This window comes from Arthrobacter phoenicis, from assembly GCF_047238215.1.
Classification (GTDB): domain Bacteria; phylum Actinomycetota; class Actinomycetes; order Actinomycetales; family Micrococcaceae; genus Arthrobacter.
The window spans coordinates 485,524-510,708 of sequence record NZ_JBDFMK010000001.1 but is presented as its reverse complement, the minus strand read 5'-3'; the positions used below and the strand labels follow the sequence as shown (position 1 = coordinate 510,708).

The window sequence follows — 25,185 nt, the reverse complement described above, 5'->3', positions numbered from 1 at the left end:
CGCTTCACCGGCAGCCCCCGTCACCGCACCGCGGAGACGGGGGCTGCCCTTGTGTGGGCCTTGGCAATAATACTGAGTGCACTCAATATTGAGAGTGCTCGGTAAATATTATCCGGGCCTTCACGACACCAAGGGATCAGCCATGAAAGCGTTTGCCGTCAGCAAGTACAAGGGCCCGGTGCAGGAAATCGAGGCGCCCGAACCCGCCGTCGGCCCTCGGGACGTCCTCATCCGGATGCAGGCCGTCGGCGTCAACGCGCTGGACGAGAAGATCCGTGCCGGTGAGTTCAAGCAGATCCTGCCGTACCGGTTGCCCCTGATCCTGGGCAACGACGTCGCGGGCACGGTGGTCCGGGTGGGCGCGGAGGTGCGCCGCTTCGCGACCGGCGACCTCGTCTACGGACGGCCCGACGCCCGCCGCATCGGCACCTTCGCCGAAGTGGTCGCCGTCGCCGAGGCGGACCTGGCGCCGTCCCCCGCCACGGTCAGCATCGAGGAGGCCGGATCGCTGCCGCTGGTGGCCCTCACCGCATGGCAGGCGCTGGTCGAGAGGGGTGGCGTCCAGCCGGGCCAGAAGGTCCTCATCCACGCCGGCGCCGGGGGAGTAGGGGCCATCGCTATCCAACTGGCGAAACACCTCGGCGCGACCGTGGCCACCACCGCGAGCGGCGGGAACGCGGACTTCGTGCGCGAACTGGGCGCCGACATCGTCATCGACTACAAGACCGAGGACTTCGAGGACACGCTCAGCGGCTTCGACCTGGTGCTGGACAGCCTCGGCGGGGCGAACCTGGAAAAGTCGCTGCGGATCCTCGCCCCGGGCGGCAAGGCCATCGGCATCGCCGGGCCGCCGGATCCCCGGTTCGCCCGCGAGGCCGGACTGAATCCGGTGCTGCGCCTCGTGATCGCCGCGCTGAGCCGAAAGGTCCGTGCCCAGGCCAGGAAACTCGGCGTCAGCTACGAATTCCTCTTCATGCACGCCGACGGCGCCCAGCTGGGCCGGATCACCGAACTGGTGGAACGCGGCGTCATCCGCCCCGTCGTGGGGCGCGTCTTCCCCTTTGACCGGACGGTCGAGGCGGTGGCCAGCGTGGAGCAGGGCGGCATCCGCGGCAAGACCGTCATCAGCAACCCCTGATGCCGGGCGGCCGCCCCGGGAAGCTCCCGGCGGCCGCCCGGCCGGGGAGTAGCCGTGGCGTGCCGGGGAGCGGGGCGCCCCGCATCGTCGTCAGTGAATATACTCAGAGCTGAGCGCAGTCAGACCACATTCCCGAAGGACGCACCATGCCCACTGCAGCCCCGCGGCCCGGCCGTCGCGAGCGCAACAAGCAGGACAAACTCGACCGCATCACCGCCGCCGCCCGCGAACTCTTCACCGAATTCGGCGTCGACGACGTGACCACCCAGCAGATCGCCGACAAGGCCGACATCGGGACCGGGACTTTGTTCCTCTACGCCAGGACCAAGGCCGAGCTGCTTCTGCTCGTGCAGAACTCCGCGTACGCCGACGCGCTGGTGCGCGGGACGGCCGCGGCGGAGCGGGCCGCCGGAACGCTCGACGCCGTGATGGCGATCCTGCGTCCGGTGGTGGAGTGCAACCGGGTCCAGGTCGACAACGGCCGGACCTACCTGCGCGAAATCGTCTTCGGCGACCCGGGGGAACCCCACCACCGCGATGCCCTGGGCTACACGATCGAGACCGAGAAGGCCGTGGCCGGGGTCCTGCAGCGGCGCGAGGGGCTCGGCCCGGACGCGGCGGCCACCCTGGCCCACGTCGTCTCCGCGGTCATGTTCGTCACCCTGGCCGTGACGGCCAACGCCGCCAAGGGCGTCGAGGAGCTCCTCGCCGAGATCACCGCCCAGCTCCGCGCCATCCTCCCCGGCTGAGGCCCCGTTCCGGTTTACCCAGTCAGCACGTCCTGGCGCTCGGCGATCTCCGCCCGGAGGGCGGCCAGCACGGCCTGCACCGGCGCCGAGCGGAGCGACTCGGCCCGCGCCGCGGCCCAGATGGGGAGCTGGCGCTGGAAGTCGGCCGGCAGGACCGGCACGAACCCCTCCTTGCCCACCACCAGGAAGTTCGGCAGCAGCCCGATCCCGGCCGCCCGCCGGACCGCCTCCACCTGGGCAAAGATGCTGGTGGCCTGGAAGCTGGAGCGGGGCATCGGCAGCTGCGTGGACCGGTGGCCCAGCTCCGCCACCTGCAGGGCGGACTCGACATAGGAGACGAAGCCGTGCCGGCGCACGTCGTCGAGCGTCTCCGGCGTCCCGTGCTCGCGGACATACTGCGGGCTGGCGTAGAGCCGCAGGAAGTAGTTGGCCAGGAAGATGGTCTGGGCACTGCTGACCTCCAGGTTGCCCACCACCACCTCCAGGTCCACCCCCGAGCGGTTCTGGCTGACCTTCCGGGTAGCGCTGAGCACCTCCACGTTCAGCTGCGGGTGCTCGCGCTGCAGCCGGACCAGCGCCGGCGTGACGAACTCGGCGCCAAAACCATCGGGGGTGCTGATCCGCACCAGCCCGGCCAGCACGTCATCCCGCCGGGCGATCCGGCCGCTCAGCGCGCCCAGGGTGCCCTCGATCGCCTCCGCCGCCGCCACCGCCTGGCCGCCCAGTTCGGTCAGTTCCCAGCCCTGCGGGGTGCGCTCCAGGGTCCGGCCGCCCAGCTGCTTGTCCAGCGCCAGGATCCGGCGCGAGATCGTGGTGTGCGTGGTGCCCAGGGCCTCCGCGACGGCGTTGAAGCGGCCCAGCCGCGCCACGGTCAGCAGGATCAGCAGGTCATCGGGGCTGGGCAGGCGGTTCACGGTCCGGGCCTCTCGGTGCTTACGGTCGCCATGTGCATGGCTGCACATGGCATCTTCACTTTTTTGTCTTGATTGCACTGTAACAGGGTGTGATGGTGGACACAGTGTCCCGCCGAAGCGCGGGGAGTTCCGCACGGAACGATCAGCCACACCAAGCAAAGGAGCTTTAGCCATGGCAGTTGTCGCCTGGATCGGACTGGGAAACATGGGCGGATTCATGTCCGTCAACCTCGCCAAGGCCGGACACGAGGTCCGAGGATTCGACCTCAACCCGGACGCCGTCGCGGCCGCCGAGGCCGGGGGAGTGACCCCCGCCGGCAGCATCGCGGAGGCTGTCAAGGGCGCCGACGTCGTCTTCACCATGCTGCCCAAGGGCGAGCACGCCCGCGCCGTCTACCTCGGCGAGGACGGCGTCCTTGCCCACGCGGACACCACAACCCTGCTGGTGGATTCCTCCACGATCGACATCGCCTCCGCCCAGGCCCTGCACGACGCCGCGGCCGAGGCCGGGTTCCGCTTCGTCGACGCCCCGGTCTCCGGCGGCATCAGCGGCGCCAAGGCCGCCACCCTCACCTTCATGATCGGCGGCAAGCCCGACGCCGTCGCCGACGCCACCGAGTTCATCCGCCCGATGGCCGCGAACATCATCCCCACCGGCGGCGCCACCACCGGCCAGGCCGCCAAGATCTGCAACAACCTGATGCTCTTCATTAACCTCGCCTCCACCGCCGAGGGCGCCGTCCTGGCCGACCGGCTGGGCCTGGACAAACAGGTCTTCTGGGACATTGCCTCCGTCTCCTCCGGCGACAGCTGGGCGCTGCGCACCTGGTACCCGGTGGCCGGCGTCGTCCCCACCGCCGCCTCCAACAACGACTTCGCCCCCACATTCACCGCCGAGCTGGCCAACAAGGACATCGGCCTGGCCATCAGCGCCGCCCAGGACACCGGCACCCCGCTGGAGATCGGCCAGCACGTCCAGCAGCTCTTCCAGCGTCTGATCGACGGCGGCCAGTCCGGAACGGACTGCTCCGCGATCGTGAAGCTCGTCGACGGCTCCTTCGAAGCCGCCAAATAGCGCCGGACCCCGAGAAAGAGAACCCCCATGGAACGCATTCCCCACGTCATCAACGGCGAACTGGTCTCCGACGCCGAGCGCTACGGCCCCGTCTTCAACCCGGCCACCGGCGAACAGGAGAAGGAAGTCGCCCTCGCCTCCGCCGCCCGGGTCGAGGAAGCCATCGCCGCCGCCCGCGCCGCCCTGCCCGGCTGGCGCGCCACCAGCCTGGCCCGCCGCACCGCCATCTTCTTCCGGGTCCGCGAACTGCTGATGCAGCGCCGGCCGGAGCTGGCCGCGCTGCTGACCAGCGAGCACGGCAAGGTCCTCTCCGACGCCGAGGGCGAGATCACCCGCGGCCTCGAGAACATCGAGTTCGCCACCGGGCTCTCCCACGCCCTCAAGGGCGAACGCTCCGAGCAGGTCTCCGGCGGCGTCGACGTCCACTCCGTCCGCCAGCCCGTCGGCGTCGTAGCCTGCATCACCCCGTTCAACTTCCCCGCCATGGTTCCGTTGTGGATGATCGGCAGTGCCCTGGCCTGCGGCAACACCGTGCTGCTCAAGCCCAGCGAGAAGGACCCGTCCTCCGCCGTCTTCATCGCCCAGGTCTTCGCAGAGGCGGGTCTGCCCGCCGGCGTCCTGAACGTGGTGCACGGCGACAAGGAAGCCGTGGACGTGCTACTGGAACACCCGCACGTAAAGGCCGTCAGCTTCGTCGGGTCGACCCCGATCGCCCAGTCCATCTACAAGCGCGCCGCCGACCACGGCAAGCGCGTCCAGGCCCTCGGCGGCGCCAAGAACCACATGGTGGTCCTCCCCGACGCTGACCTGGACATGGCCGCCGACGCCGCGGTCTCCGCCGCCTACGGCTCCGCCGGTGAGCGCTGCATGGCCGTCAGCGTGCTGGTGGCCGTCGGCAACATCGCCGACGACCTGGTCGGCGCGATCAAGACCCGGATGGCCACGCTGAAGATCGGCCCCGGCACCGACCCGGCCTCCCAGATGGGGCCGCTGATCACCGCCGAGCACCGCGACAAGGTGGCATCCTACGTGGCGGGCGCCGCGGACGAAGGCGCGTCCGTGGTGGTGGACGGCCGCGAGCAGGAGTTCAACTCCAACGGCTTCTTCATCGGCGTCAGCCTGATCGACCACGTCAAGCCCGGCATGAAGGTCTACGACGACGAGATCTTCGGCCCCGTGCTCTCCGTGGTCCGGGTCGAGACCTACGCCGACGCCGTGCAGCTGGTCAACGACAACGAGTTCGGCAACGGCGTGGCGATCTTCACCCGCGACGGCGGCGCGGCGCGCCAGTTCGAGTTCGACGTCGAGGCCGGCATGGTGGGCGTCAACGTTCCGATCCCGGTGCCGGTGGGGACCTTCTCCTTCGGCGGCTGGAAGAACTCGCTCTTCGGCGACACCCACATGTACGGCCCGGAAAGCATCCGCTTCTACACCCGCGGCAAGGTGGTCACCACCCGGTGGCCGGACCCCTCCACCTCGGTGATCGACCTGGGCTTCCCGCAGGTCGACTAGGGTGACGGCCCGTTCCGATCAGCCCTTCATGATCTCCGCGCGCCGGGCCATGTAGTCCTCCATCGCAAGCTCGCCGTTGCTGTACATCTGGTCCAGCTCGGCGAGCTTGCGGGCGCGGTAGCCCTGCGCGTTCGACGACGGCGGCAGGACCGGCGGCACGTCCTGCGGGCTGTTTGAACCCTGCGGCTGCGGGGCGGGCCGGGGCGGGTTGTTCCGGTACTGCTCGCTGTCCTCGTAGGGGACCGGCGGCTGCGGCGCGGGGAACTGGTTACTCTGGGCAGGATTCCCCGGGTACTGGTTTCCCGGGTAGGGCTGGCCGGCGGGGTACTGGTTTCCCGGGTACTGCTGGCCGGTGGGCGGCTGCGGGGGATTGAGCTGGCCGAAGCCGCCGTAGTAGTCCCGCTGGGTGAAGCCGTCCCGCGGCTGGTTGCTCTGGCCGGGACCCGGGCCGGTGCCCGGGAAACCCCCGAAGCCGCCCGGCATGCCCTGGTCCCGGTTCTTGTTCTGCACCGAGCGCCGGTAGTAGCGCATGGCGGCAGGAATCACGAGGGACAGGATGATGATCCAAAAGAAAATACTCACGGTACCGGGCCTCTCAGAAGATGATCTCCCAGCTTAACGCCCGGCACCCGCAGCCGGTGCCGGGTTCAGGACCGCAGGGCGTCGGCGGCGTCCGCGCTGCCGGCCGAGCCCCCGGCGGCGCCGGTCCCGGTGCCCTTGGGCCCCTCACCGGAGCCCAGCGGCACGCCGGGACCGAACACCGGCCCGGCCAGCGGACGCTTGGCGGTGATGCCGTCGCCGGAGGAGCGGTGCCGCAGCCGGCGCACCACCCAGGGCACGAAGTGCTCCCGGGCCCAGATCAGGTCCCCGGTGCGCGCCTCGCGCCAGGTCTGCGGAGGCAGCGGCTTGGGGGAGAGCGGTTCCAGGGTGTGCTGGACATTCAGGGAATCGAGCACCATCGCGGCGATCGTGTGGTGGCCCAGCGGGGAGAAGTGCAGCCGGTCCGCGTCCCACATCTGCGGGTCGCTCAGCTGCCGGAGGGACCACATGTCCGCGATCACCGCGTCATGCCGGGCCGCCACCGTGCGGAGGTTCTCGTTGTAGATCGCCACCTTGCTGCGGATCCTGCCCAGCACCGAGGACCCCGTGTCGGGGCCATTGAACAGCACCACCGTGGCGCCGTTCAGGCTCAGGATCTGCACCACCGAGTCCAGCCGCTCGGCCAGCACGTCGGGGTCGCCGCCTGGGCGGATGAGGTCGTTGCCGCCGGCGGAGAGGGTGACCAGGTCCGGCTTCAGCGAAAGGCAATTGGCGAGCTGCTGGTCCACGATCTGCTGGAGCAACCGGCCGCGCACCGCCAGGTTGGCGTACGCGAAGTCATCGTGCCCCCGGCTGAGCTCCTCGGCCACACGGTCCGCCCAGCCGCGGTGGCCGCCGGGGCTCGCGGGTTCCGGGTCGCCGATCCCCTCGGTGAAGGAATCGCCCATCGCCACATAACGGGTCCAGGGGTGGTTGACCGTGCGGTCCGGATCGTTCTCCGTTGCTTTTGTTTCGCTCACCGTTCCATCCTGCCCCTTGCCCCGCAAATCGCGCCACCGTCGCATGTTACTGATTGGTAACTGTAAGAATGGAGCCATGACTGACGCCGCCGGCTACCCCGCAACCTTTCCCGAACCCGTCGTCCTCTGGTCCCGGCCCGAATCCGAGCGGGCCGGGCGGCCCCTGCTGGTGCTGCTGCACGGCTACGGCGCCAACGAACAGGACCTCATGAGCCTCGCGGATATGCTGCCGCAGGACTTCGTCGTGGCCTCGCTGCGGGCACCGCTGCCCACCGGCCCCGGCTTCACGTGGTTCCCGCTGACAGCGTCCATCGAGTACTCGCTCGACGCTGTCAAGGAAGCCGCCGCCTACGCCGAGCACTGGATCGACTCGGTCCGTGGGGAACACCCGTCGGTGACGCTGCTGGGCTTCTCGATGGGGATGGCCCTGGCGACCACGCTGCTGCGCCGCCGCCCGGGGGCCTACGCCGCCGTCGTCGGCCTCTCCGGCTTCGCCGTGGACGCCGCCGGTGACCCCACCTTCCACGACGCCGAGCTGGATGGCACCGTGCCGATGTTCTGGGGCAGGGACCAGCAGGACCCGGTGATCACCGCGGACAAGATCGAATTCACCATGGGCTGGGTGCGCAGGCACGTCAAGCTCACCAAGGTGCTCTACACGGGCATGTGGCACGGGATCAACCAGCAGGAGGTGGGCCATGTGGGGGAGTTCCTCACCCACGAGGTACTCACCGCCTAGGGGCCTGCCGTGACGCTCCGCTAGGCTCCCGCGGGGGTGCTGATCCGGACGGACTCGCCGTTGACCGTGACCACGTCGCCGTGGTGCAGCTGCCGGCCGCGGCGCTCCTCGATCTCCCCGTTGACCTTCACGAGCCCGTTCTTGATCAGTTCCGCCGCTTCCACCCCGTCCTCGACCAGGCTGGCCAGCTTCAACAGCTGCCCCAGCCGGATCATCTCGTCGCGGATCGGGACCTCATCAATTTCCGGGTTGCTCATACAAGCAATAATGCCTGACCAAAGGTGCCACCAATGACCCACACACCCCGGCTGCCGCTGCCGCTCGGACTCCTCGCCGCCGTCATCGCCGGCCTCCTGGTTCCCGTCCAGGCCCGCGTCAACGGCGCCCTCGGCATGGCGCTGGCCGACGGCCTCGCCGCCGCGGTGGTGAGCTTCACCACCGGCCTGATCCTGATGATCGCCATCTCCCTGGCGCTGCCCAGGGGCAGGGCGGGGCTGGCGGCGGTGCTGCCGGCCCTGCGGGAACGCCGCTTCCCGCGCTACTACGTGCTGGCCGGGGCCATCGGCGCGCTCTTCGTCTTCGCGCAGTCCTTCACCGTGGGCCTGCTCGGCGTGGCGCTCTTTACCGTCGCGGCCGTCACCGGCCAGACCCTCAGCGGCCTGCTGGTGGACCGGATGGGCATCGGCCCGGCGGGCAAGCGGCCGATCACCGGCATCCGGGTCATCGGCAGCGTCCTCACCGTCGCAGCCGTCGCCTGGGCCGTCTCGCCCCGTTTCTCCGGGGGCGCAGGAGCCTCGGACCCGCTGCAGCTCATCCTGCCGGTGCTGCTGCCCGTGCTGGCCGGGTTCCTGATGAGCTTCCAGCAGGCCATGAACGGCACCGCTACCGTCCACTACGGCACCCCCATCACCGCCACCCTGGTGAACTTCATCGCCGGCAGCGTGCTGCTGTGGCTGGCCTGGGGCATCAAACTGGCCATCGCCGGGGCCGGCAACGGCCTGCCCGGACAGTGGTGGTACTACCTCGGCGGCCCCATGGGCTGCATTTTCATCGCCGTCGCCGCGTTCCTGGTCCGCAGCCTGGGCGTGCTGGTCACCGGCCTCGGCATGATCGCCGGGCAGCTCCTCGGCTCGCTCGGCCTGGACCTCGCGCTGCCGGCCCCCGGCACCGTCGTCGCCCTCCCCACCGTGCTGGGCACCCTGCTCACCCTTGCCGCGATCGTCCTGGCCAGCCTGCCCTGGTCCCGGAACGCGCTGAAACGGTAGGGGCCACACGGGTAGGCTAGGACCTTGAATCACCCCGTTCGTACCACCCCGCCCGGCAACCAGCCGGTGACCCGGGGCCAACCGCGCGGACCGCACCCAGCGGCCCTGTAGAAAATGGAGTTCCCATGGCAGCAAAATCCGTACTCGACCAGATCATCTCCCTCGCCAAGCGACGGGGATTCGTCTTCCAGGCCGGCGAAATCTACGGAGGCTCACGCTCTGCCTGGGACTACGGTCCCCTCGGTGCCGAGCTGAAGGAAAACATCAAGCGGCAGTGGTGGCAGTCGGTCGTCCGCGGCCGCGAGGACGTCGTGGGCCTCGACTCCTCCGTCATCCTGCCCCGCCAGGTCTGGGAAGCCTCCGGCCACGTCGAGGTCTTCTCCGACCCGCTGGTCGAATGCCTCTCCTGCCACAAGCGCTACCGCGCCGACCACCTCGAGGAAGAGTACGAGGAAAAGAAGGGCCGCCCGGCCGAGAACGGCCTCAAGGACATCGTCTGCGCCAACTGCGGCACCCGCGGCCAGTGGACCGAGCCGCAGGAATTCTCCGGCCTGCTCAAGACCTACCTGGGCCCGGTCGCCAGCGAGGAGGGCCTGCACTACCTGCGCCCCGAAACCGCCCAGGGCATCTTCGTGAACTTCAACAACGTGCTCACCACCTCCCGGAAGAAGCCGCCGTTCGGCATCGGCCAGATCGGCAAGTCCTTCCGCAACGAGATCACGCCGGGCAACTTCATCTTCCGCACCCGCGAGTTTGAGCAGATGGAAATGGAATTCTTCGTCGAGCCCGGCACCGACGAGCAGTGGCACGAGTACTGGATGAAGGAGCGCATGGCCTGGTACACGGGCCTGGGCATCCGCGAGGAGAACCTGCGCTTCTTCGAACACCCCAAGGAAAAGCTCAGCCACTACTCCAAGGGCACCACGGACATCGAGTACCGCTTCGGCTTCTCCGGCTCCGAGTGGGGCGAGCTCGAGGGCATCGCCAACCGCACCGACTTCGACCTCTCCACCCACTCGAAGGCCTCCGGCCAGGACCTGAGCTACTTCAACCAGGCCACCAACGAGCGCTACACCCCGTACGTGATCGAGCCCGCCGCCGGCCTGACCCGGTCCTTCATGGCGTTCATGATCGACGCGTACGTGGAGGACGAGGCCCCCAACGCCAAGGGCGGCGTCGACGTCCGCACCGTGCTCAAGCTGGACCCGCGCCTGGCCCCGGTCAAGGCCGCCGTCCTGCCGCTGAGCCGCAACGAGGACCTCTCGCCCAAGGCCAAGGACCTCGCCGCGCAGCTGCGCAAGAACTGGAATATCGACTTCGACGACGCCGGCGCGATCGGCCGCCGCTACCGCCGCCAGGACGAGATCGGCACCCCGTTCTGCATCACCGTGGACTTCGACACCCTCGAGGACCAGGCCGTCACCATCCGCGAACGCGACACCATGAGCCAGGAGCGCGTCGCCCTGGACAAGGTGGAGGGCTACCTCGCCGCGCGGCTGATCGGCGCCTGAGCATGGCGATCGAGTACCGCCCCTGGCGCGACGGCGACGACCTGGCGCTGCTGGAAATCTGGGGCGGCCCGGAAACGGACCAGGCCCGGCAGTTCCGCGCCGCCCTGGCGCCCTCCAGCAACACCCCGTGGCGCCGCTGCATCGTGGCCGAGGACGTCGTCGACGGCGTGGCCATCCCGGTCGCGGCCGGCGTCGTGCACGAGGCCACGCTGCACCCGGAACGTCTCTGGGTGTACGTCGAGGTGGCCCGGGACCACCGCCGGGCCGGCATCGGCTCGACGCTGCTGGCCATGCTCCGGCACGAAGCCCAGCAGTCGCCCTCCGGCGTGACCCGGCTGCGGACCAAGGTCGAACCCGGCACCCCCGGCGCCGGCTTCGCCGAGGCCGCCGGTCTAACCCCCATTCAGCGCTCCCGCCTGGTGGTGGTCGAACCCGGCTCGCTGAAGCTGCCCGTCTTCGGCGACGGCTCCGAGGCCGCGGCCTCCGAGCAGATCGAGGACCTGGCCACCGGTTCGGTGGAACTGAGCGACGTTGTGGGCCGGTACTACACCGCCGTCCACCACTGGGACACCCCGGGGGAGCTCAGCATCGCGACGGTGCAGCGGCTCTTCCTGGATGACCTGACCGGGGCCCGCGGCGCTATCGTGCTGCGCGCGCCCAAGGCCAGTGCCTTCGGCGCCGGCGTCCCGGCCAGCAAGAAGGGCAAGCTGCAGGCCTTCGCCGTCAGCTATGCGCAGGGCGCCCTGGAGACCGGCGCCCTGGAGACGGGCACCCCCGACGCCGGTGCGGCCGCTGCGGGCGGGGCCGAGCCCTCGGACGTGTTCCTGGGCCACGACCCGGAGCTCTCCGCTGAGGACGCCCGGGCCGCGGTCCGCGACCTGCTGGCCCTGATCGCCTACCAGTACCCCGTGCTGCTGGAACTGGACGATTCGATGGAGGCGCTGACCGCCGTCGTCGAACCCCTGCTGGAGGCCGGCACCGCCCGGCTGGCCGAGGCGGACACGCTGATCCTCTCCGACCCCGCCTAAGCCGCCTTAAACCACGCTGACCCGCAGCTGTTGTCGTGATGACAACAGCTGCGGGTCAGGTGGTTTAAGGGCTACTTCCCGGGGATCACCGGCGGGACGAAGTCGAACGTCATGCCCAGCAGCCAGACGAGCAGGAGCACCACCGGGAGGTGGAAGAGGAACTGCAGGAAGGTGAAGCCCACCAGGTCGCGGGCGCGGAGCTTCAACACCGCGAGCAGCGGCAGCATGAAGAACGGGTTGACCAGGTTCGGGAGCGCCTCGGCGATGTTGTAGATCTGCACCGTCCAGCCCAGGTTCATCTGCACATCCGTGGCGGACTGCATCACGTACGGGGCCTCCACCAGCCACTTGCCGCCGCCGGAGGGGACCAGCAGCCCCAGCAACGCGGTGTAGAGGGCGATCACGACGGCGAACCCGCCGCCGCTGCCGATCTGGGCGAAGAACTCGGACAGGTGCCCGGAGATGGACATGCCGCCGGCGCCGGTGGCCTTGGTCAGGATCGCGGCCATCGCGGCGTAGAGCGGGAACTGGACCAGGATGCCGGCGGTGGCCGGGACGGCCTTGGTGACCGCCTGCAGGAAGTTCCGCGGCGTGCCGTGCAGCACCAGGCCCAGGATGAGGAAGACCAGCAGGTAGCCGTTGAGGCTGCTGACCACGGACAGGAACGGCTTGGTCAGGAACTGGGAGACCAGCCAGCCCAGGGTCAGGAGCCCGGCCAGGATCGGAAGGATCCGGCTGTATTCGAGCCACTCACCCGGCCGGGACCGGGGCGCCGGCTCGGTCGGGGCGTCGTCGAGGTCAACGCCCAGGTCCTGCGCGGTGCGGATCGAGCCGCCCTGCGGTGCCGAGAAGTGCGCGATCACGGTGGTCAGCAGCATCAGGATGGCAAGGGTCAGCAGCGACTGCCAGGTGAAGATGGTGGTGCCGAAGTCCAGAACGCCTGTGATCTTCAGCAGCGCCGGCGGCAGCGAGGCCGGGGTGGCCTGCAGCTGGGCTGCGGAGGAGGACAGGCCGAGGGCCCAGACGGCGCCGAGGCCCATGAAGGCGGCCGCGCCGAGGGCCCGGTAGTCGACGGTCAGGTCCTTGCGGCGGGCGATGGCACGGGCCAGCAGGCCGCCGAAGATCAGGCTCAGCCCCCAGTTGAGGAAGGACACGGACATGGACATCAGGGCCACGAAGCTGACGGCGGTGCGCGCGGTGGCCGGGACCATGGCCAGGCGGTTGATCAGGCGCGCCACCGGCGGGGACGTTGCCACGACGTAGCCGGTGAGGACCACCATGGCCATCTGCAGGGTGAAGGCGGTCAGGTCCCAGAAGCCGTTGCCGAAGGAGTCGGCGATCGACTGCGGGGAGGCGCCGATGGCCAGTGCGGCGAGGGCGATGATGATGACCCCGGCGAGGGCGAAGATGTAAGCATCCGGGAACCACTTCTCCGTCCAGGCGGCCATCCGTTGGGCGATGCGGGCGAGACCGCGTTCCTCGCCGATAGTGCTTGTGGTCAGGGCTGTGTTTGCCACCGGGGGTGTACCTCTCCATTGAGTGCGTTTTTCTACCCGATGGAGTTTAGCCAGCACGCCGCCCCGTCCCGGGTTCATCGGCGCGTGTTGGCCCGGCCCTGGGCCGTCAGGCCGCCAGCGGAGCGCCGAGCGGTCGGTATGCGGCGTTTAGTGGCGGCGAAGTTCGGCGGCGGAGCTCACCGGTGGAGCTCAGCGGCGGCGGGCGCGGGCTCGGCGGGGGCCCTCGGCCTCGTCCAGCCGGCGCCGCTGTTCCTCCGTGGGAGCCCCGCCGCCCTGGTCGGCGGGCATCCACCAGGCCCCGGGTGCGGGGCGCAGGGGGAAGTCGGCCATGGCGACGTCGATCCCGTTTTGGAGCACCGTCCGCAGCGCCTCGGTGGCGGAGGCTACGTCGACCCCCGGGCCCGGTGTGAGGGCTTCGCCCACGTGCACCCGCACGGGGGCGCGCCAGGCCCGCAGCGGCGAGAAGCCGTGGTGCCGGGTCATGATCCGGTGCGCGCCCCAGACCGAGACCGGGATGATCGGCACGCCCGCCTCGGCGGCCATCCGTACGGCGCCGGTCTTGCACTCGCGGACCTTGAAGCTGCGGCTGACGCCGGCCTCGGGAAGGATCGCCACGTACTCTCCGGCGCGCAGTTTCTGCACGGCGGCGTCGTAGGCGTGGGAGCCGGTCTCGTAGCCGACGACGACGTGCCCGGCGGCGCTGACGGCGGGGCCGGCGAACCAGTGGTCCGCCGCGCCCTGGGTGATGAGGAAGCGCATCTGCGCCTTGTTGCGCGCCCACAGCAGGAGCTCCGCGGCGGCGAAATCCAAGTACCCGAAGTGGGTGATCGCGACGACGGCGCCGGAGCCGGGAACCGGGGTGCGGGAGGCGGTGCCGCGGTGTTCCGGGGCCGGCAGGTGCTCCTGGCCGGTGACGATGATGCGGATCTGGAACAACCAGCGCAGGGCCTGGCCGGTGCGCACGATCGAGCGGTAGAACCGGTCGTTGGGCGCCGGGCGCCAGTGCGGGAACCGTTCCATCAGTGCCCCGTGCCCGTTGCCGCGCGCCGGGTCCGCGGCGGCCACGGGAGGAACCCGGAGGTCGCCTCGACGTATTCCTTGTAGCCCGGGCGGCCGGCCATTGCCTTCTCGGTCAGGGGTTTGCCGGTCTTGCCGGCGAGCGTCCAGATCATCAGGGCGGGGGAGAGGACGGTGAGGATACCGGGCCAGGAGTCCGCGGCCACCAGGAACAGCCCCGCCCAGACGGCCGCGTCGCCGAAGTAGTTCGGGTGCCGGGTGTAGCGCCAGAGGCCGGTGTCCAGGACGGTGCCGCGCCGGGCCGGATCGGCCTTGAACTGCGCCAACTGCCGGTCGCCGACGGTCTCGAAGACGAAGCCCAAGGCCCAGAGCAGCGCCCCGGCAAGGGCCAGCCAGCCCAGGGGAGCGGTGGCGAACATTCCCACCTGAACGGTCAGCGAGACGAAGAACAGCACGATGCCCTGGGGCAGATAGACCCGCCTCAGCGCGTACACATCCCGGGAGCCGGGCGCGCCATCGAGCATGGCGGTGTAGCGCGGGTCCTCGTGCCCGCCGCGGGCCCGGACACCGATGTGCACGCCCAACCGGAGGCCCCAGACGGACACGAGCGCCAGCAGAAGGAGCCGCCGGCCGCCGTCGCCGTGCCCGGCCGAGAGCAGCCACGACACCGCCGCCACGACAACGAAGCCGGGCCCCCACACCACGTCCATCACCGAGTGCCGGCGCTGCCGGACGGCGACGGTGAACGTCACGGCCAGCAGAGCCACGATGCCCGCCGCGGCCCACGGCAGGCTTGCCAGGAATGCTGCCAGCGGGAAGTCCACCGGCGGGAAAGCCTGCATCAGAGGACCACCGGCAGCGCCGCCGTGGCCGGCAGCACCTGGCGGAGCGCGTCGGTGCCAGCCGGTTCGGCGCCCGTGCTGGCGGCGAAGGAATCCAGGATGAAGCCGTTGGCCAGGGAGTTCCAGAGCCCCACGCGGCGGAACATGAAGTGCCCGGCGCCGGTGAGTGAGACGTAGTCGATCGAGGCGGCAACGCCCTCGGCGCGGCGGGCGTAGGCCAGGGAGTTCACCGGGCTGGTCCAGCGGTCCTCGTCGCCGTGGACGATCAGGACGCGGCGGCCCGCCACGCGCTCCACCGGCGTCGCGTCGGTCAGCCAGGGGGCGAGGGCGACGACGGCGGCAACCTGCGGATCGTCGGCGACGCAGAGGGCCGTGAGGCCGCCCATGGAGTGGCCCAGCAGGAAGACCGGGACGCCCGGGTGTTCGCGCGCGATCTGCGACAGGGCCCAGCGGGCGTCCTGCACGGGGGACATGTCCGGGCCGTTCCAGCCGCGGTACCGGTTCCGCATGGTCCAGACCGCCAGGCCATGCGGTCCGCCCTGGCTGCGCAGGGCCTGGGCGAAGGGCAGCATCCGGGCCGGGCTGAGGTGCCGGGCACGGACTTGGTCGAAGCTGTCCGCCCGTCCACCGTGCAGCACCAGTGCGACGCCGCGGGTCTGCCCCGCGGCGTCGGCGACGCTCAGCTCCGCCCGGGCCTCCGGGCCCGGGCCCGTGTGTTCGCGCTCGTCTGCAATTCGCCTGGCCACGATAGTGTCCTCCACCCTGCTTGTCCTGCCCATACCAACACCGGGCCCGCGGGCGAAGTTCCCGCACGCCGAGTTTATGTTCCGCGGTGATTCGGAACCCGCCACGACGGGGATGGGTGCGCCGTGCCACCGTGCCCGGGCGGCAACGTTCTCCCCGTAGGATTTTCGGCATGGAGATCTCCTGCTGATGGGCGCCGGACACTCGCACGCCCCGCACCCGGCCGACCCGCCGTCGCCTCGTGCCCTCGCCGCGCGTCGGAAAGCCAACTGGATCCTGGCCGCGGTCCTGGCGCCACTGACCGTCCTGACCATCGTGGCGATGATCCTCCTCTGGCCCTCCGGCAGCAAGGAAGGCCTCACTCTCGCCAGCCCCTACGCCGCCGCCCCCGGCGTCACCTTCGACACCGGGAAGATTCAGCGCGTCGTCACGGGCAACTGCATGGACGCCACACAGGGTCAAACGCCAGCGCAGGGGCAGCCGCAGGCGCAGCAGCAGGGCCAGCCCGCCGACGGGCCGTCCCCCCAGCCGCAGGCACCGGGAACGGGCTCGCAGTGCACCTTCGCCTGGACGGAACCGGACCAGGGCGGCAACCCGGTCAAAGTGGTGATCAACCCCGACGTCGCCAAGTCCCACGGCGTCAAGGTCGGCGACAACATCCGCTACCTCAACCTCTCCCGGGTCCAGGGCGCCGACGCCGGCGGCTCCCCGGCGTTCGTCTTCGTCGACTTCGTCCGGACCCTGCCGATCATCCTGCTCGCGGTGCTCTACGCCGTCGTCGTCATCGCCGTCGCCCGCTGGCGCGGCCTGCGGGCGCTGATCGGCCTCGTGGGCGCCTACGCGGTGCTGGTCTCCTTCATGCTGCCCGGCCTCGTGGAAGGCAAACCGCCGCTGCTGCTGGCCCTGGTCGGATCCACCGTGATCATGATTGGGGTGCTCTACTTCGCGCACGGCTTCACCGCGCGGACCTCCACGGCGCTGCTGGGCACCATCTTCGGCCTGGCGATCACCGCCGCGCTCGCAGCCTGGGCCACGGACGCGGCGAACCTGGCCGGCGTCGGGAACCACGACGCCGCAACGCTCGCCAACGTCTCGGACCACATCTCGATCTCCGGAATCATCCTCTGCGGGCTGATCATCTCCGGCCTCGGCGTCCTCAACGACGTCACCATCACCCAGTCCTCCGCCGTCTGGGAGCTCTGGGAACTGGCGCCGGAGACCTCGGCACGGAAGCTCTTCGCCTCGGCCATGCGGATCGGCCGCGACCACATCGCCTCCACCGTCTACACCATCGCGTTCGCCTACGCGGGCGCGGCGCTGCCCATCCTGATCATCGTGATGCTCTACGAGCGCCCGCTCGGGGACGCACTGACCAGCGCCGAACTCTCAGAAGAGGTGGTCCGCACCCTGGTCGGGTCGATCGGGCTCGTCCTGGCAATCCCCGTGACCACCCTGATCGCCGTGCTGGTGGTCAAGGCCACCGGCCTCCGGGGCGCAGGGCCCGCGGCGCCGGTTGCAGGCAGTCCGGGACCCGCGGACAACCGGGACCCGCGCCCCGCCGCCGGCCGGGAACCGGCCCCGGCCGTCGACGCCGGTCCGGATGCCCCGCCGGAGAAGCGCCGGGGACGGCGCGCGGCCCCGGTTTCCACATAGCGGGCACGGCGCGGCCTCGATTTGTCCGGCTTTGAGACAATGGAGGGGTGACTGTTGTAGCAACCCCTCCCGCCCCCAAGCTGGAACTGCCGCCCCTGAAGCTGGGCCCGATCACGGTGGACACGCCCGTGATCCTCGCCCCGATGGCAGGCATCACCAACTCCGCCTTCCGCAGACTCTGCCGTGAATACGGCGGCGGCCTCTACGTCGCGGAGATGGTCACCTCCCGTGCCCTCGTCGAGCGCACCCCCGAATCGCTGCGCATCATCTCTCACGACGACGACGAAAAGGTCCGCTCCGTCCAGCTCTACGGCGTGGACCCGGTCACCGTCGGCGCGGCCGTGCGGATGCTCGTCGAGGAGGACCGCGCGGACCACATCGACCTCAACTTCGGCTGCCCGGTCCCCAAGGTGACCCGGCGCGGCGGCGGCTCCGCCCTGCCCTGGAAGATCGACCTGTTCACCTCGATCGTCCAGACCGCCGTCAAGGAAGCCTCCAAGGGCAACATCCCGCTGACCATCAAGATGCGCAAGGGCATCGACGATGACCACCTGACCTACCTCGACGCCGGCCGGATCGCCCGCGACTCCGGCGTCGCCGCCGTCGCCCTGCACGGGCGCACCGCCGCCCAGTTCTACTCCGGGCAGGCCGACTGGTCCGCCATCGCCCGGCTGCGCGAGGCCCTCCCGGACATCCCCGTCCTGGGCAACGGCGACATCTGGTCCGCCGAGGACGCCGTCCGCATGGTCCGGGAAACCGGCGTCGACGGCGTCGTCGTGGGCCGCGGCTGCCAGGGCCGGCCCTGGCTCTTCGGCGACCTGATGGCCGCATTCGAGGGCAGCGACGTCCGGCACAAGCCCGGACTGCGGCAGGTAGCCGAGGGTATCTACCGGCACGCCGAACTGATGGTGGAAACCTTCGGGGACGAGGGCAAGGCCCTGCGCGAGATCCGCAAGCACATGGCCTGGTACCTCAAGGGCTACGTGGTGGGCAGCGACCTGCGCCACCGGCTGGCCCTCGTTACCAGCCTGGAGGTGCTCCGCGGCACCTTGGACGAGTTGGACCTCGACTCGCCGTACCCGGGGGTCGACGCCGAGGGTCCGCGCGGCCGCGCCGGCTCGCCGAAGAAACCCGCCCTGCCCAAGGACTGGCTGCTGGACCGCCGCCTGAACGCGGAGCAGTCCCAGGAGATCGCCGCCGCCGAACTGGACGTCTCCGGTGGCTGAGACCCGGACCGCCGCCCCCGTGCTGGACGGCTACGTGGAGAGCGACACCGCCCGCTGGGTCGAGGAGCCGCCGAAGAGCACCTACCGGTCCGACTTCGAACGGGACCGTGCCCGGGTCCTGCACTCCTCGGCGCTGCGCCGGCTCGGCGCCAAGACCCAGGTGGTCGCCCCGGATACCGACGACTTCGTCCGTACCCGGCTCACGCACAGTCTCGAGGTCGCCCAGGTGGGCCGTGAATTGGGCCGTGCCCTGGGCTGCGATCCCGACGTCGTGGACACAGCCTGCCTCAGCCACGACCTGGGCCACCCGCCCTTCGGGCACAACGGCGAGTCCGCCCTGAACGAGGTGGCGCACGCGATCGGCGGCTTCGAGGGCAACGCCCAGACCCTGCGCCTGCTGACCCGGCTGGAACCGAAGGTCCTCGCCGCAGACGGCCGGCCGGCCGGGTTGAACCTGACCCGGGCCAGCCTCGACGCCGCCGCCAAGTACCCCTGGTCGGCGGAAAACGCGCCCGTCATCCACGGCCAGCGCACCAGCAAGTTCGGCGCCTACGAGGACGACCTGCCCATCTTCGACTGGATCCGGGAGGGGGCCCCGGAGCGGCGCTCCTGCCTCGAGGCCCAAGTCATGGACCTGGCCGACGACATCTCGTACTCGGTGCACGACGTCGAGGACGCGATCGTCGCGGGGCACTTCCAGTTGCGCTGGATGGACAACCCGGACCACCGCGCCCGCGTGGTCGGCTACGCCAAACAGTGGTACCTGCCGCACAACGACCCGGCCGCGATCGACGCCGCCCTGGCCCGCCTCGAAGCCACCAGCGTCTGGGTCCGCGAGGCCGACGGCAGCCGCAAGTCCATGGCGGCCCTGAAGGACATGACCAGCCAGTTGATCGGCCGGTTCTGCCAGAGCGCCCTGGAGACCACCCGCGCCGTGTACGGGCCGGAGAACCTCACCCGCTACAACGCCGAACTGATCGTCCCGGACGAGACCGTGATGGAGATCGCGGTGATGAAGGGCCTGGCCACCACCTTCGTGATGACCACCGAACACCGGCAGCCGATCTACGAACGCCAGCGCGAGGTCCTGCACGCCCTGGTGACGGCACTGAACGCCACCGGCGACCGGCACCTCGAGCCGATGTTCGCCGCGGACTGGCGCGCCGCCGCCGACGACGGGGCGCGGCTGCGCGTCGTCATCGACCAGGTCGCCTCGCTGACCGACGGCTCCGCGCTGGCCATGTATGAACGGCTGGTCGGCAGCCTACCGTCACTGTGGTGACAGCGGGAGTGACTAGGATGGCTCCGTGGCCGGCCTGATCAAACGCGAAGACATCGACGAGGTGCGCCAGCGCACCGACATCAAGGAAGTCGTCGACGGCTACGTCACGCTCAAGGGCGCCGGCCTCGGCTCCTACAAGGGCCTCTGCCCGTTCCACGACGAGCGTTCCCCCTCCTTCACCGTCCGCCCCCAGGTGGGCCGGTACCACTGCTTCGGCTGCGGCGAGGACGGGGACGTGATCTCCTTCGTGCAGAAGCTGGACCACACCACCTTCCACGAGGCGGTCGAGAAGCTCGCCGCCCGGATCGGCTACGAGCTCCGCTACGAGGACGGCGGCTCCGGCCCCAACCGCGAGGAGATCGGCCGCCGCCAGCGGCTCCTGGACGCCCACAAGATCGCCGACGAATTCTTCCGCGCCCAGCTCCTGACCCCGGGTGCCGCCGAGGGCCGGAACTTCCTCTACGGCCGCGGCTTCGACCGGGCGGCCTCCGAGCAGTTCGGCGTCGGCTACGCCCCGCAGGGCTGGGACTCGCTGCTCAAGCACCTCCGCGGCCGCGGCTTCACCGATGCTGAACTCAAGCTGACCGGGATGTTTTCCGAAGGCAACCGGGGCATCTATGACCGCTTCCGCGGCCGGCTGATCTGGCCTATCCGCGACATCGCGGGGGACACCATCGGCTTCGGCGCCCGGAAGCTCTACGAGGACGACCAGGGCCCCAAGTACCTCAACACCCCGGAGACGGCGCTCTACAAGAAGTCCCAGGTCCTCTACGGCATCGACCTGGCCAAGCGCACCATCGCCAAGGACCGGCAGTTGGTGGTCGTGGAGGGCTACACCGACGTCATGGCCTGCCACCTGGCCGGCGTGACGACGGCGGTGGCCACCTGCGGCACCGCCTTCGGCACGGACCACATCAAGATCGCCCGCCGGCTGCTCTCCGATGACGGCAGCGGAGGCGAGGTCATCTTCACCTTCGACGGCGACGCCGCCGGCCAGAAGGCCGCCCTGCGCGCCTTCGAGGAGGACCAGCGGTTCGTCGCACAGACGTACGTGGCGGTCGAACCCACCGGGGCCGACCCCTGCGACCTGCGCCAGGCCAAGGGCGACGCCGCCGTACGCGACCTGATTGGCACCCGCCGGCCGCTCTTCGAATTCGCCATCCGGGCTACCCTGCGCCGGCACAACCTGGATACCGTGGAGGGCCGGATCTCGGCGCTGCGCGAGTCCGCGCCCGTCGTGGCGCAGATCCGCGACGCAGGCATGCGCCCGGCCTACGCCCGCGAGCTCGCCGGCTGGCTCGGGATGCCCGTGGAGGACGTCAGCCGGGCCGTGGGCGCGGCCATGAAGCGCGGCACCCAGGGCGGTCCCGGTCAGCAGGGCGGCCGCGGGGGAGCGGGCCAGGGCAACGGCTTCGGTTCCGCCGGCCAGCAGGGCGGCTACCAACAGAACCAGCAGGGCTACCAGAATCAGGGTGGCTACCCTCAGCAGGGCCAGAACCCGGGTGCACCGGGGGTGGCGCCGCTGCCGCCGTCGGCCGCGCTGCCCGCGTTCAACCGCCCCGATCCCCGCGACCCCGTTGCGGCGATGGAACGGCAGGCGCTGGAAGTGGTGCTGCAGCAACCCTCGATGCTGGAGGGGACCACCTGGGAGCGCTTCTCCGAGGCGCGGTTCTCCACCCCGGCCTACCTCGCCATCCACGAGGCCATCCGCGCCACGGGCCTGGCCTCGGCCGCGAATCCGGCCCGCTGGGTCGCCGAGCTGCTCCAGGAGGTGCCCGAACCGCTCCGTCCGCTCGTCTCCGAGCTCTCGGTGGTGCCGTTGCCGGCCAGCACCGAGGAAGCCGTGCAGCGCTACTGCCGGGACATCCTGGCGCGGCTGTTCGAACTGCAGATCACGCGGGTCAAGGCGGACAAGATGGGCCAGTTGCAGCGCCTCGACGCCGCCGCGAACCCGGAAGAGTTCCAGCGACTCAACCGCGAGCTGATGGAACTGGAGATGCAGCGGCGGTCCTTGCGCGCCGATTCCTGAGGCCTTGCCCCGCAACCGGGGCCCGGCGGCCGTCGATTTCGCTTCCGGGCCGCGGGTTTGCTAGGCTAGTACCCGCTTCATTCCTCCTTAGCTCAATTGGCAGAGCATTCGACTGTTAATCGAAGGGTTGCTGGTTCAAGTCCAGCAGGAGGAGCGCACAGTCCCCGTTCCGGTCCGCCGGAGCGGGGACTTTTTTATACCCGGCGGGGGTATCTGCCGAGGCGCCGGGGGCCGATTTCCTTAGCGGTAAAACCTTTGCTAATGTCATACCTGCTTCATTCCTCCTTAGCTCAATTGGCAGAGCATTCGACTGTTAATCGAAGGGTTGCTGGTTCAAGTCCAGCAGGAGGAGCGGACAGGCCCCGCGGCCGGCGAACAGCCGGCTGCGGGGCCTTTTTCTTGCGCTCAGACGAAGAACATTTCCACCTGCAGGAAGCGTTCCGCCTCGCCGACGGCGGCCTGGAAGGCCTCTTCCTCGGTGGGGGACTGCCGGGGTTCGCGGGGATGCCATTCGTGGGCGCCGGAATGCACCCGGGTGAACCCGCCGCGCGGCGGTGCGTAGAAGATGCCGAAGCGCTGAACCGGCCATTCCGGGGACGTCTCGGGGGCTACCAACAGGGCGGCGTCGACGGCGGGGTTGTACCACTGCGCGATCGGCCGACGGCGGTCCTCCGTGAAGAGCCCGGCCGCGTAGAGCGCCGCAGATTGGGGGCTGGTCTGCGAACACAACCGCTCCCACCACAGGGGCAGGATGCCGTCATCGCACCGCTGCCACGTGGCCGGGAGGGGAGGGAGGTCCTGCCGTTCGGGCACACCACAACCTTATCGCCCGCCGCCGGGCGGGAACAGGGCCGGGACCGGCCCCGAGCGGGCGCCCAGAGCGTCCCGGCGAACACCAGGGACGGACCCGGGCGGGCCGCCGGGCGGGACACCCTCGCGTAGCCGGAGAGTCCCCCGAGGAGCGCCGGATCAGTGGATGGAGGGTACCGTCCGCGGCCGGACCACGAGCCAGAGCGCGGCCGCCGCCAGCAGAATACAGCCGGCCTGCACGGCGCCCATCGGCGTCGCCGACTCGACGCCCAGCCAGCCCACGACGGGGGAGATGATCCCGGCCATGAGGAAGGTCGCGGCACCCAGCAGGGACGCCGCCGTGCCGGCCTGGGCGCCGTGGTTGGCCAGCGCCAGGACCTGGACGCACGGGAAGGTAAAGCCGGCCCCCAGGATGTAGAACCACAGCGGCACCATCACGCCCCACAGCCCCAGGCCGCCCCGGTCGAAGACGACGATCAGCAGGGCCATCAGGAACATCCAGGCCGTTGAGCAGGCCACGATCCACTGGGGCGGGACGCGCTTGATCAGCCGGGCGCTGGTCTGCACCCCGGCCACGATCCCCAGGGAGTTGATGCCGAAGAGCAGGCCGTACTGCTGGGCCGAGAAGCCGAAGACGTCCTGGAAGAGGAAGGGCGAGGCCGAGAGGTAGGTGAAGAGGCCACCGAAGTTCATGCCGCCCAGCAACAGGGTGCCCACGAAGATGCGGTCCGCGAACAACACCCGGTAGCGCTGGCGCATCGTCATGCCAGAGGCGCCGCGCAGGTGCGCCGGCAGCGTCTCGCGGACCAGTAACAGCGCCGCGCTGATCACGCAGCTGCCGTAGCCGGCCAGGAACAGGAAGATGCCCGGCCACGCCGTCAGCAGGAGCAACTGCGAGCCGATCACCGGCGCCAGGATCGGGGCCAGGCCGTTGACCAGTGCCATCCGGGAGAACATCCGCACCATGGCGTAGCCGCTGAACAGGTCGCGCACCATGGCCATGGCGACGACGCCGCCGCCCGCCGCGCCGATGCCCATGAGCACCCGGAACAGGCCGAGGGTCCCGATGTCCGTGGCCGAGGCCGCCCCCAGGGACGCGCCGATGTGCAGGGCGGTGGCGAGGATCAGCGGCATCCGGCGGCCGAACCGGTCGCTGAGCGGTCCCACCACCAGCTGGCCGAGCGCGAAGCCCACGGTGGTACCGGTCAGGGTCAGCTGGACCGCCGCCTCGCTGACGCCGAGGCTGGCCTCCAGGGCCGGGAAGGCCGGCAGGTACAGGTCCACCGTGAAGGGTCCCAGTGCCGTCAGGGCGCCCAGCATGAGGATATAGAGAAGCTTGCGGCGGCGGGTCAGGGAATCGCCCGGATTGCTGGGTGTCTGCACAGAGGTCAATCCTAGGGCCGGGGCGGCGGCACGGACAGCGCCGCCGTCCGCCGCCGGGCACGACGCGCGGCACGACGCCGGGCACGACGCCGCGCAGGACGCGGCGCGCGTCGCCTAAACCCGACGCGCAGGCGCCCGCGCCCTCCGCTGGCCGCCGTCGGCGCCCCGAATGATAGTTTTGACACCTGGGCGTGCAATCAGCCGCGCAGGCCCGGGCATTTCAGCGGAAGCAGAACGACAGATGGCACCAGTTAGGCGGAACCGATGAGCGGACGGCACACCGGCAGGACCGGCGGGGGGCTGCGCCTTTCCGCGTTGCCCAAGACCTTGAAACTGATCTTTAAGCTGGCACCGCGGCAACTCAACGATGAGATTGCCTTCGCCAAGGCCGAACTCAAGCGCAAGGGCATCCAGCTCGGCATCGCGGCGGCCTTCGCCGCCGTCGCCCTGATTTTCGTCCTGCTGCTGGTCATCGGACTCGTCGTGGCGGCCATCATGGGCCTGGCCACGATCATGCCGGCCTGGCTCGCGGCCCTGCTGGTCTGCGCCCTGTTCCTGGTCATCGCCCTGATCGTGGGGCTGATCGGCGTCAGTCGCTTCAAGAAGGCCATGCCGCTGGTCCCCGAGGAGACCATCCGCGGGCTTAAGTACGACCTCGGCATCGCCAAGGAGGGCTCCTCCTTCGACCCGGCTGTGCTCGACCCGAACACGCCGCAAGCCAAGGCCGCGAAGGCCGCCAAGGAAGCGGCCGCAGCCCGGGCGAAGGCGGAGAAGGAAGCGAAGAAGGCGGCCGAACAGCCCGACCTCGGCCCCGCCCCCTCCGAAGATGAGCTGCGCCGCCGGCTGGACCAGCGCCGCCGCCACCTCACCGGCGTCCGCGACGAACTCGGCGAGGAACTGGACCTCAAGGCCCAGGCGCAGATCCTCCTCGCCGCCGGCCAGCAGCGCGTCGAAGAGGGCAAGGAACTGGTCGACGACCGGATCGCCGCCCTCCGCGGCCCCTCCGCCACCACTCCCGGCGCCCGGCCCTCCACCGGCAGCTCCGGCTCGGCTCCGGCCGCCGAACTGGCCAAGCGCTGGAAGCCGCTGGCAGCCTTCGCGGCGGCCGCCACCACCTTCGTCGTCCTGCTGCGCCGCCTGCTCAAGGGCTGATAGGACCGAAAACCCCGACGACGAATGGACACCGGCAGCG

At 70.2% G+C, this 25,185-nt stretch carries 23 protein-coding genes and 2 tRNA genes; 15 read left to right on the top strand and 10 right to left on the bottom strand.

The window, feature by feature from the left end; genetic code table 11:
• Positions 1-142 precede the first annotated feature (142 nt).
• Both ABC337_RS02370 and ABC337_RS02365 read left to right on the top strand, forming a co-directional pair.
• Positions 143-1,138 (top strand): NADP-dependent oxidoreductase, encoded by a 996-nt coding sequence (locus ABC337_RS02370; protein WP_412882528.1) that lies wholly within the window; start codon positions 143-145, stop codon positions 1,136-1,138.
• A 146-nt stretch (positions 1,139-1,284) separates the two neighbouring features.
• Positions 1,285-1,887, top strand: a complete 603-nt coding sequence (locus ABC337_RS02365) for a TetR/AcrR family transcriptional regulator (RefSeq protein ID WP_412882529.1) — start codon at positions 1,285-1,287, stop codon at positions 1,885-1,887.
• Positions 1,888-1,901: 14 nt separating this feature from the next.
• Here the strand turns inward: ABC337_RS02365 and ABC337_RS02360 are convergent, their stop codons facing one another.
• Positions 1,902-2,801, bottom strand: coding sequence for a LysR family transcriptional regulator (locus tag ABC337_RS02360; RefSeq protein WP_412882530.1), 900 nt, complete (start codon positions 2,799-2,801; stop codon positions 1,902-1,904).
• A 172-nt stretch (positions 2,802-2,973) separates the two neighbouring features.
• Between ABC337_RS02360 and mmsB the strand changes: the two genes are divergently transcribed.
• Both mmsB and ABC337_RS02350 read left to right on the top strand, forming a co-directional pair.
• Positions 2,974-3,876 carry a 3-hydroxyisobutyrate dehydrogenase gene (gene mmsB, locus ABC337_RS02355; protein WP_412882531.1) on the top strand — a complete coding sequence of 301 codons (903 nt, stop codon included), beginning with the start codon at positions 2,974-2,976 and terminating at the stop codon, positions 3,874-3,876.
• Between the two features lie 27 nt (positions 3,877-3,903).
• Complete coding sequence (locus ABC337_RS02350; protein WP_412882532.1) at positions 3,904-5,388, top strand: CoA-acylating methylmalonate-semialdehyde dehydrogenase; 1,485 nt, start codon at positions 3,904-3,906, stop codon at positions 5,386-5,388.
• Between the two features lie 18 nt (positions 5,389-5,406).
• Here the strand turns inward: ABC337_RS02350 and ABC337_RS02345 are convergent, their stop codons facing one another.
• Together ABC337_RS02345 and ABC337_RS02340 are read right to left on the bottom strand one after the other, a co-directional pair.
• Complete coding sequence (locus tag ABC337_RS02345) at positions 5,407-5,970, bottom strand: hypothetical protein (protein ID WP_412882533.1); 564 nt, start codon at positions 5,968-5,970, stop codon at positions 5,407-5,409.
• Between the two features lie 65 nt (positions 5,971-6,035).
• The gene (locus ABC337_RS02340; RefSeq protein WP_412883242.1) at positions 6,036-6,875 is read right to left on the bottom strand and encodes an SGNH/GDSL hydrolase family protein; all 840 of its coding nucleotides are present in this window, start codon (positions 6,873-6,875) and stop codon (positions 6,036-6,038) included.
• A gap of 148 nt (positions 6,876-7,023) precedes the next feature.
• Between ABC337_RS02340 and ABC337_RS02335 the strand changes: the two genes are divergently transcribed.
• Entirely contained in the window at positions 7,024-7,686 is a 663-nt protein-coding gene (locus ABC337_RS02335) for an alpha/beta hydrolase (protein ID WP_412882534.1), read from the top strand.
• A 20-nt stretch (positions 7,687-7,706) separates the two neighbouring features.
• Here the strand turns inward: ABC337_RS02335 and ABC337_RS02330 are convergent, their stop codons facing one another.
• A complete protein-coding gene (locus ABC337_RS02330; RefSeq protein WP_290258422.1) occupies positions 7,707-7,943 on the bottom strand; it encodes an RNA-binding S4 domain-containing protein in 237 nt (78 codons plus the stop codon).
• Positions 7,944-7,976: 33 nt separating this feature from the next.
• Between ABC337_RS02330 and ABC337_RS02325 the strand changes: the two genes are divergently transcribed.
• From ABC337_RS02325 to ABC337_RS02315, 3 genes are all read left to right on the top strand, one after another.
• Positions 7,977-8,951 carry a DMT family transporter gene (locus tag ABC337_RS02325; RefSeq protein WP_412882536.1) on the top strand — a complete coding sequence of 325 codons (975 nt, stop codon included), beginning with the start codon at positions 7,977-7,979 and terminating at the stop codon, positions 8,949-8,951.
• A gap of 125 nt (positions 8,952-9,076) precedes the next feature.
• Positions 9,077-10,462 carry a glycine--tRNA ligase gene (locus ABC337_RS02320; protein ID WP_412882537.1) on the top strand — a complete coding sequence of 462 codons (1,386 nt, stop codon included), beginning with the start codon at positions 9,077-9,079 and terminating at the stop codon, positions 10,460-10,462.
• A gap of 2 nt (positions 10,463-10,464) precedes the next feature.
• Positions 10,465-11,490: a GNAT family N-acetyltransferase gene (locus ABC337_RS02315; protein ID WP_412882538.1), complete on the top strand. Its 1,026-nt coding sequence runs from the start codon at positions 10,465-10,467 to the stop codon at positions 11,488-11,490.
• A 71-nt stretch (positions 11,491-11,561) separates the two neighbouring features.
• Here the strand turns inward: ABC337_RS02315 and ABC337_RS02310 are convergent, their stop codons facing one another.
• The 4 genes from ABC337_RS02310 to ABC337_RS02295 all read right to left on the bottom strand — a co-directional run bounded on the left by ABC337_RS02310 (position 11,562) and on the right by ABC337_RS02295 (position 15,612).
• Positions 11,562-13,007, bottom strand: coding sequence for a short-chain fatty acid transporter (locus ABC337_RS02310; RefSeq protein ID WP_412882539.1), 1,446 nt, complete (start codon positions 13,005-13,007; stop codon positions 11,562-11,564).
• A gap of 189 nt (positions 13,008-13,196) precedes the next feature.
• Complete coding sequence (locus ABC337_RS02305) at positions 13,197-14,027, bottom strand: lysophospholipid acyltransferase family protein (protein ID WP_412883243.1); 831 nt, start codon at positions 14,025-14,027, stop codon at positions 13,197-13,199.
• A complete protein-coding gene (locus ABC337_RS02300) occupies positions 14,027-14,866 on the bottom strand; it encodes a DUF1295 domain-containing protein (RefSeq protein ID WP_412882540.1) in 840 nt (279 codons plus the stop codon). The genes ABC337_RS02305 and ABC337_RS02300 overlap by 1 nt, the downstream gene beginning before the upstream one ends.
• Entirely contained in the window at positions 14,866-15,612 is a 747-nt protein-coding gene (locus tag ABC337_RS02295; RefSeq protein ID WP_412882541.1) for an alpha/beta hydrolase, read from the bottom strand. Before ABC337_RS02295 ends, ABC337_RS02300 begins: the two co-directional genes overlap by 1 nt.
• Positions 15,613-15,799: 187 nt before the next feature.
• Between ABC337_RS02295 and ABC337_RS02290 the strand changes: the two genes are divergently transcribed.
• From ABC337_RS02290 to ABC337_RS02265, 6 genes are all read left to right on the top strand, one after another.
• Complete coding sequence (locus tag ABC337_RS02290; protein ID WP_412882542.1) at positions 15,800-17,263, top strand: YibE/F family protein; 1,464 nt, start codon at positions 15,800-15,802, stop codon at positions 17,261-17,263.
• A gap of 47 nt (positions 17,264-17,310) precedes the next feature.
• A complete protein-coding gene (gene dusB, locus ABC337_RS02285; RefSeq protein WP_290258413.1) occupies positions 17,311-18,489 on the top strand; it encodes a tRNA dihydrouridine synthase DusB in 1,179 nt (392 codons plus the stop codon).
• On the top strand, positions 18,482-19,771 hold the full coding sequence (locus ABC337_RS02280; RefSeq protein ID WP_364137057.1) for a deoxyguanosinetriphosphate triphosphohydrolase: 1,290 nt from the start codon (positions 18,482-18,484) through the stop codon (positions 19,769-19,771). The genes dusB and ABC337_RS02280 overlap by 8 nt, the downstream gene beginning before the upstream one ends.
• A 25-nt stretch (positions 19,772-19,796) precedes the next feature.
• Positions 19,797-21,800: a DNA primase gene (gene dnaG / locus ABC337_RS02275; RefSeq protein WP_412882543.1), complete on the top strand. Its 2,004-nt coding sequence runs from the start codon at positions 19,797-19,799 to the stop codon at positions 21,798-21,800.
• 81 nt (positions 21,801-21,881) lie between these two features.
• Positions 21,882-21,954: transfer RNA gene (locus ABC337_RS02270), tRNA-Asn, on the top strand.
• A 125-nt stretch (positions 21,955-22,079) separates the two neighbouring features.
• Positions 22,080-22,152 (top strand) — tRNA-Asn (locus ABC337_RS02265).
• A gap of 53 nt (positions 22,153-22,205) precedes the next feature.
• On the opposite strand, the gene ABC337_RS02260 is transcribed toward ABC337_RS02265, so the two are convergent.
• Positions 22,206-22,613 carry a hypothetical protein gene (locus ABC337_RS02260; protein WP_412882544.1) on the bottom strand — a complete coding sequence of 136 codons (408 nt, stop codon included), beginning with the start codon at positions 22,611-22,613 and terminating at the stop codon, positions 22,206-22,208.
• Positions 22,614-22,769: 156 nt separating this feature from the next.
• Positions 22,770-23,993, bottom strand: coding sequence for a multidrug effflux MFS transporter (locus ABC337_RS02255; protein WP_412882545.1), 1,224 nt, complete (start codon positions 23,991-23,993; stop codon positions 22,770-22,772).
• A gap of 264 nt (positions 23,994-24,257) precedes the next feature.
• On the opposite strand from ABC337_RS02255, the gene ABC337_RS02250 reads away from it, so the two are divergent.
• A complete protein-coding gene (locus ABC337_RS02250; RefSeq protein ID WP_412882546.1) occupies positions 24,258-25,145 on the top strand; it encodes a phage holin family protein in 888 nt (295 codons plus the stop codon).
• The last annotated feature ends 40 nt before the right edge of the window (positions 25,146-25,185 follow it).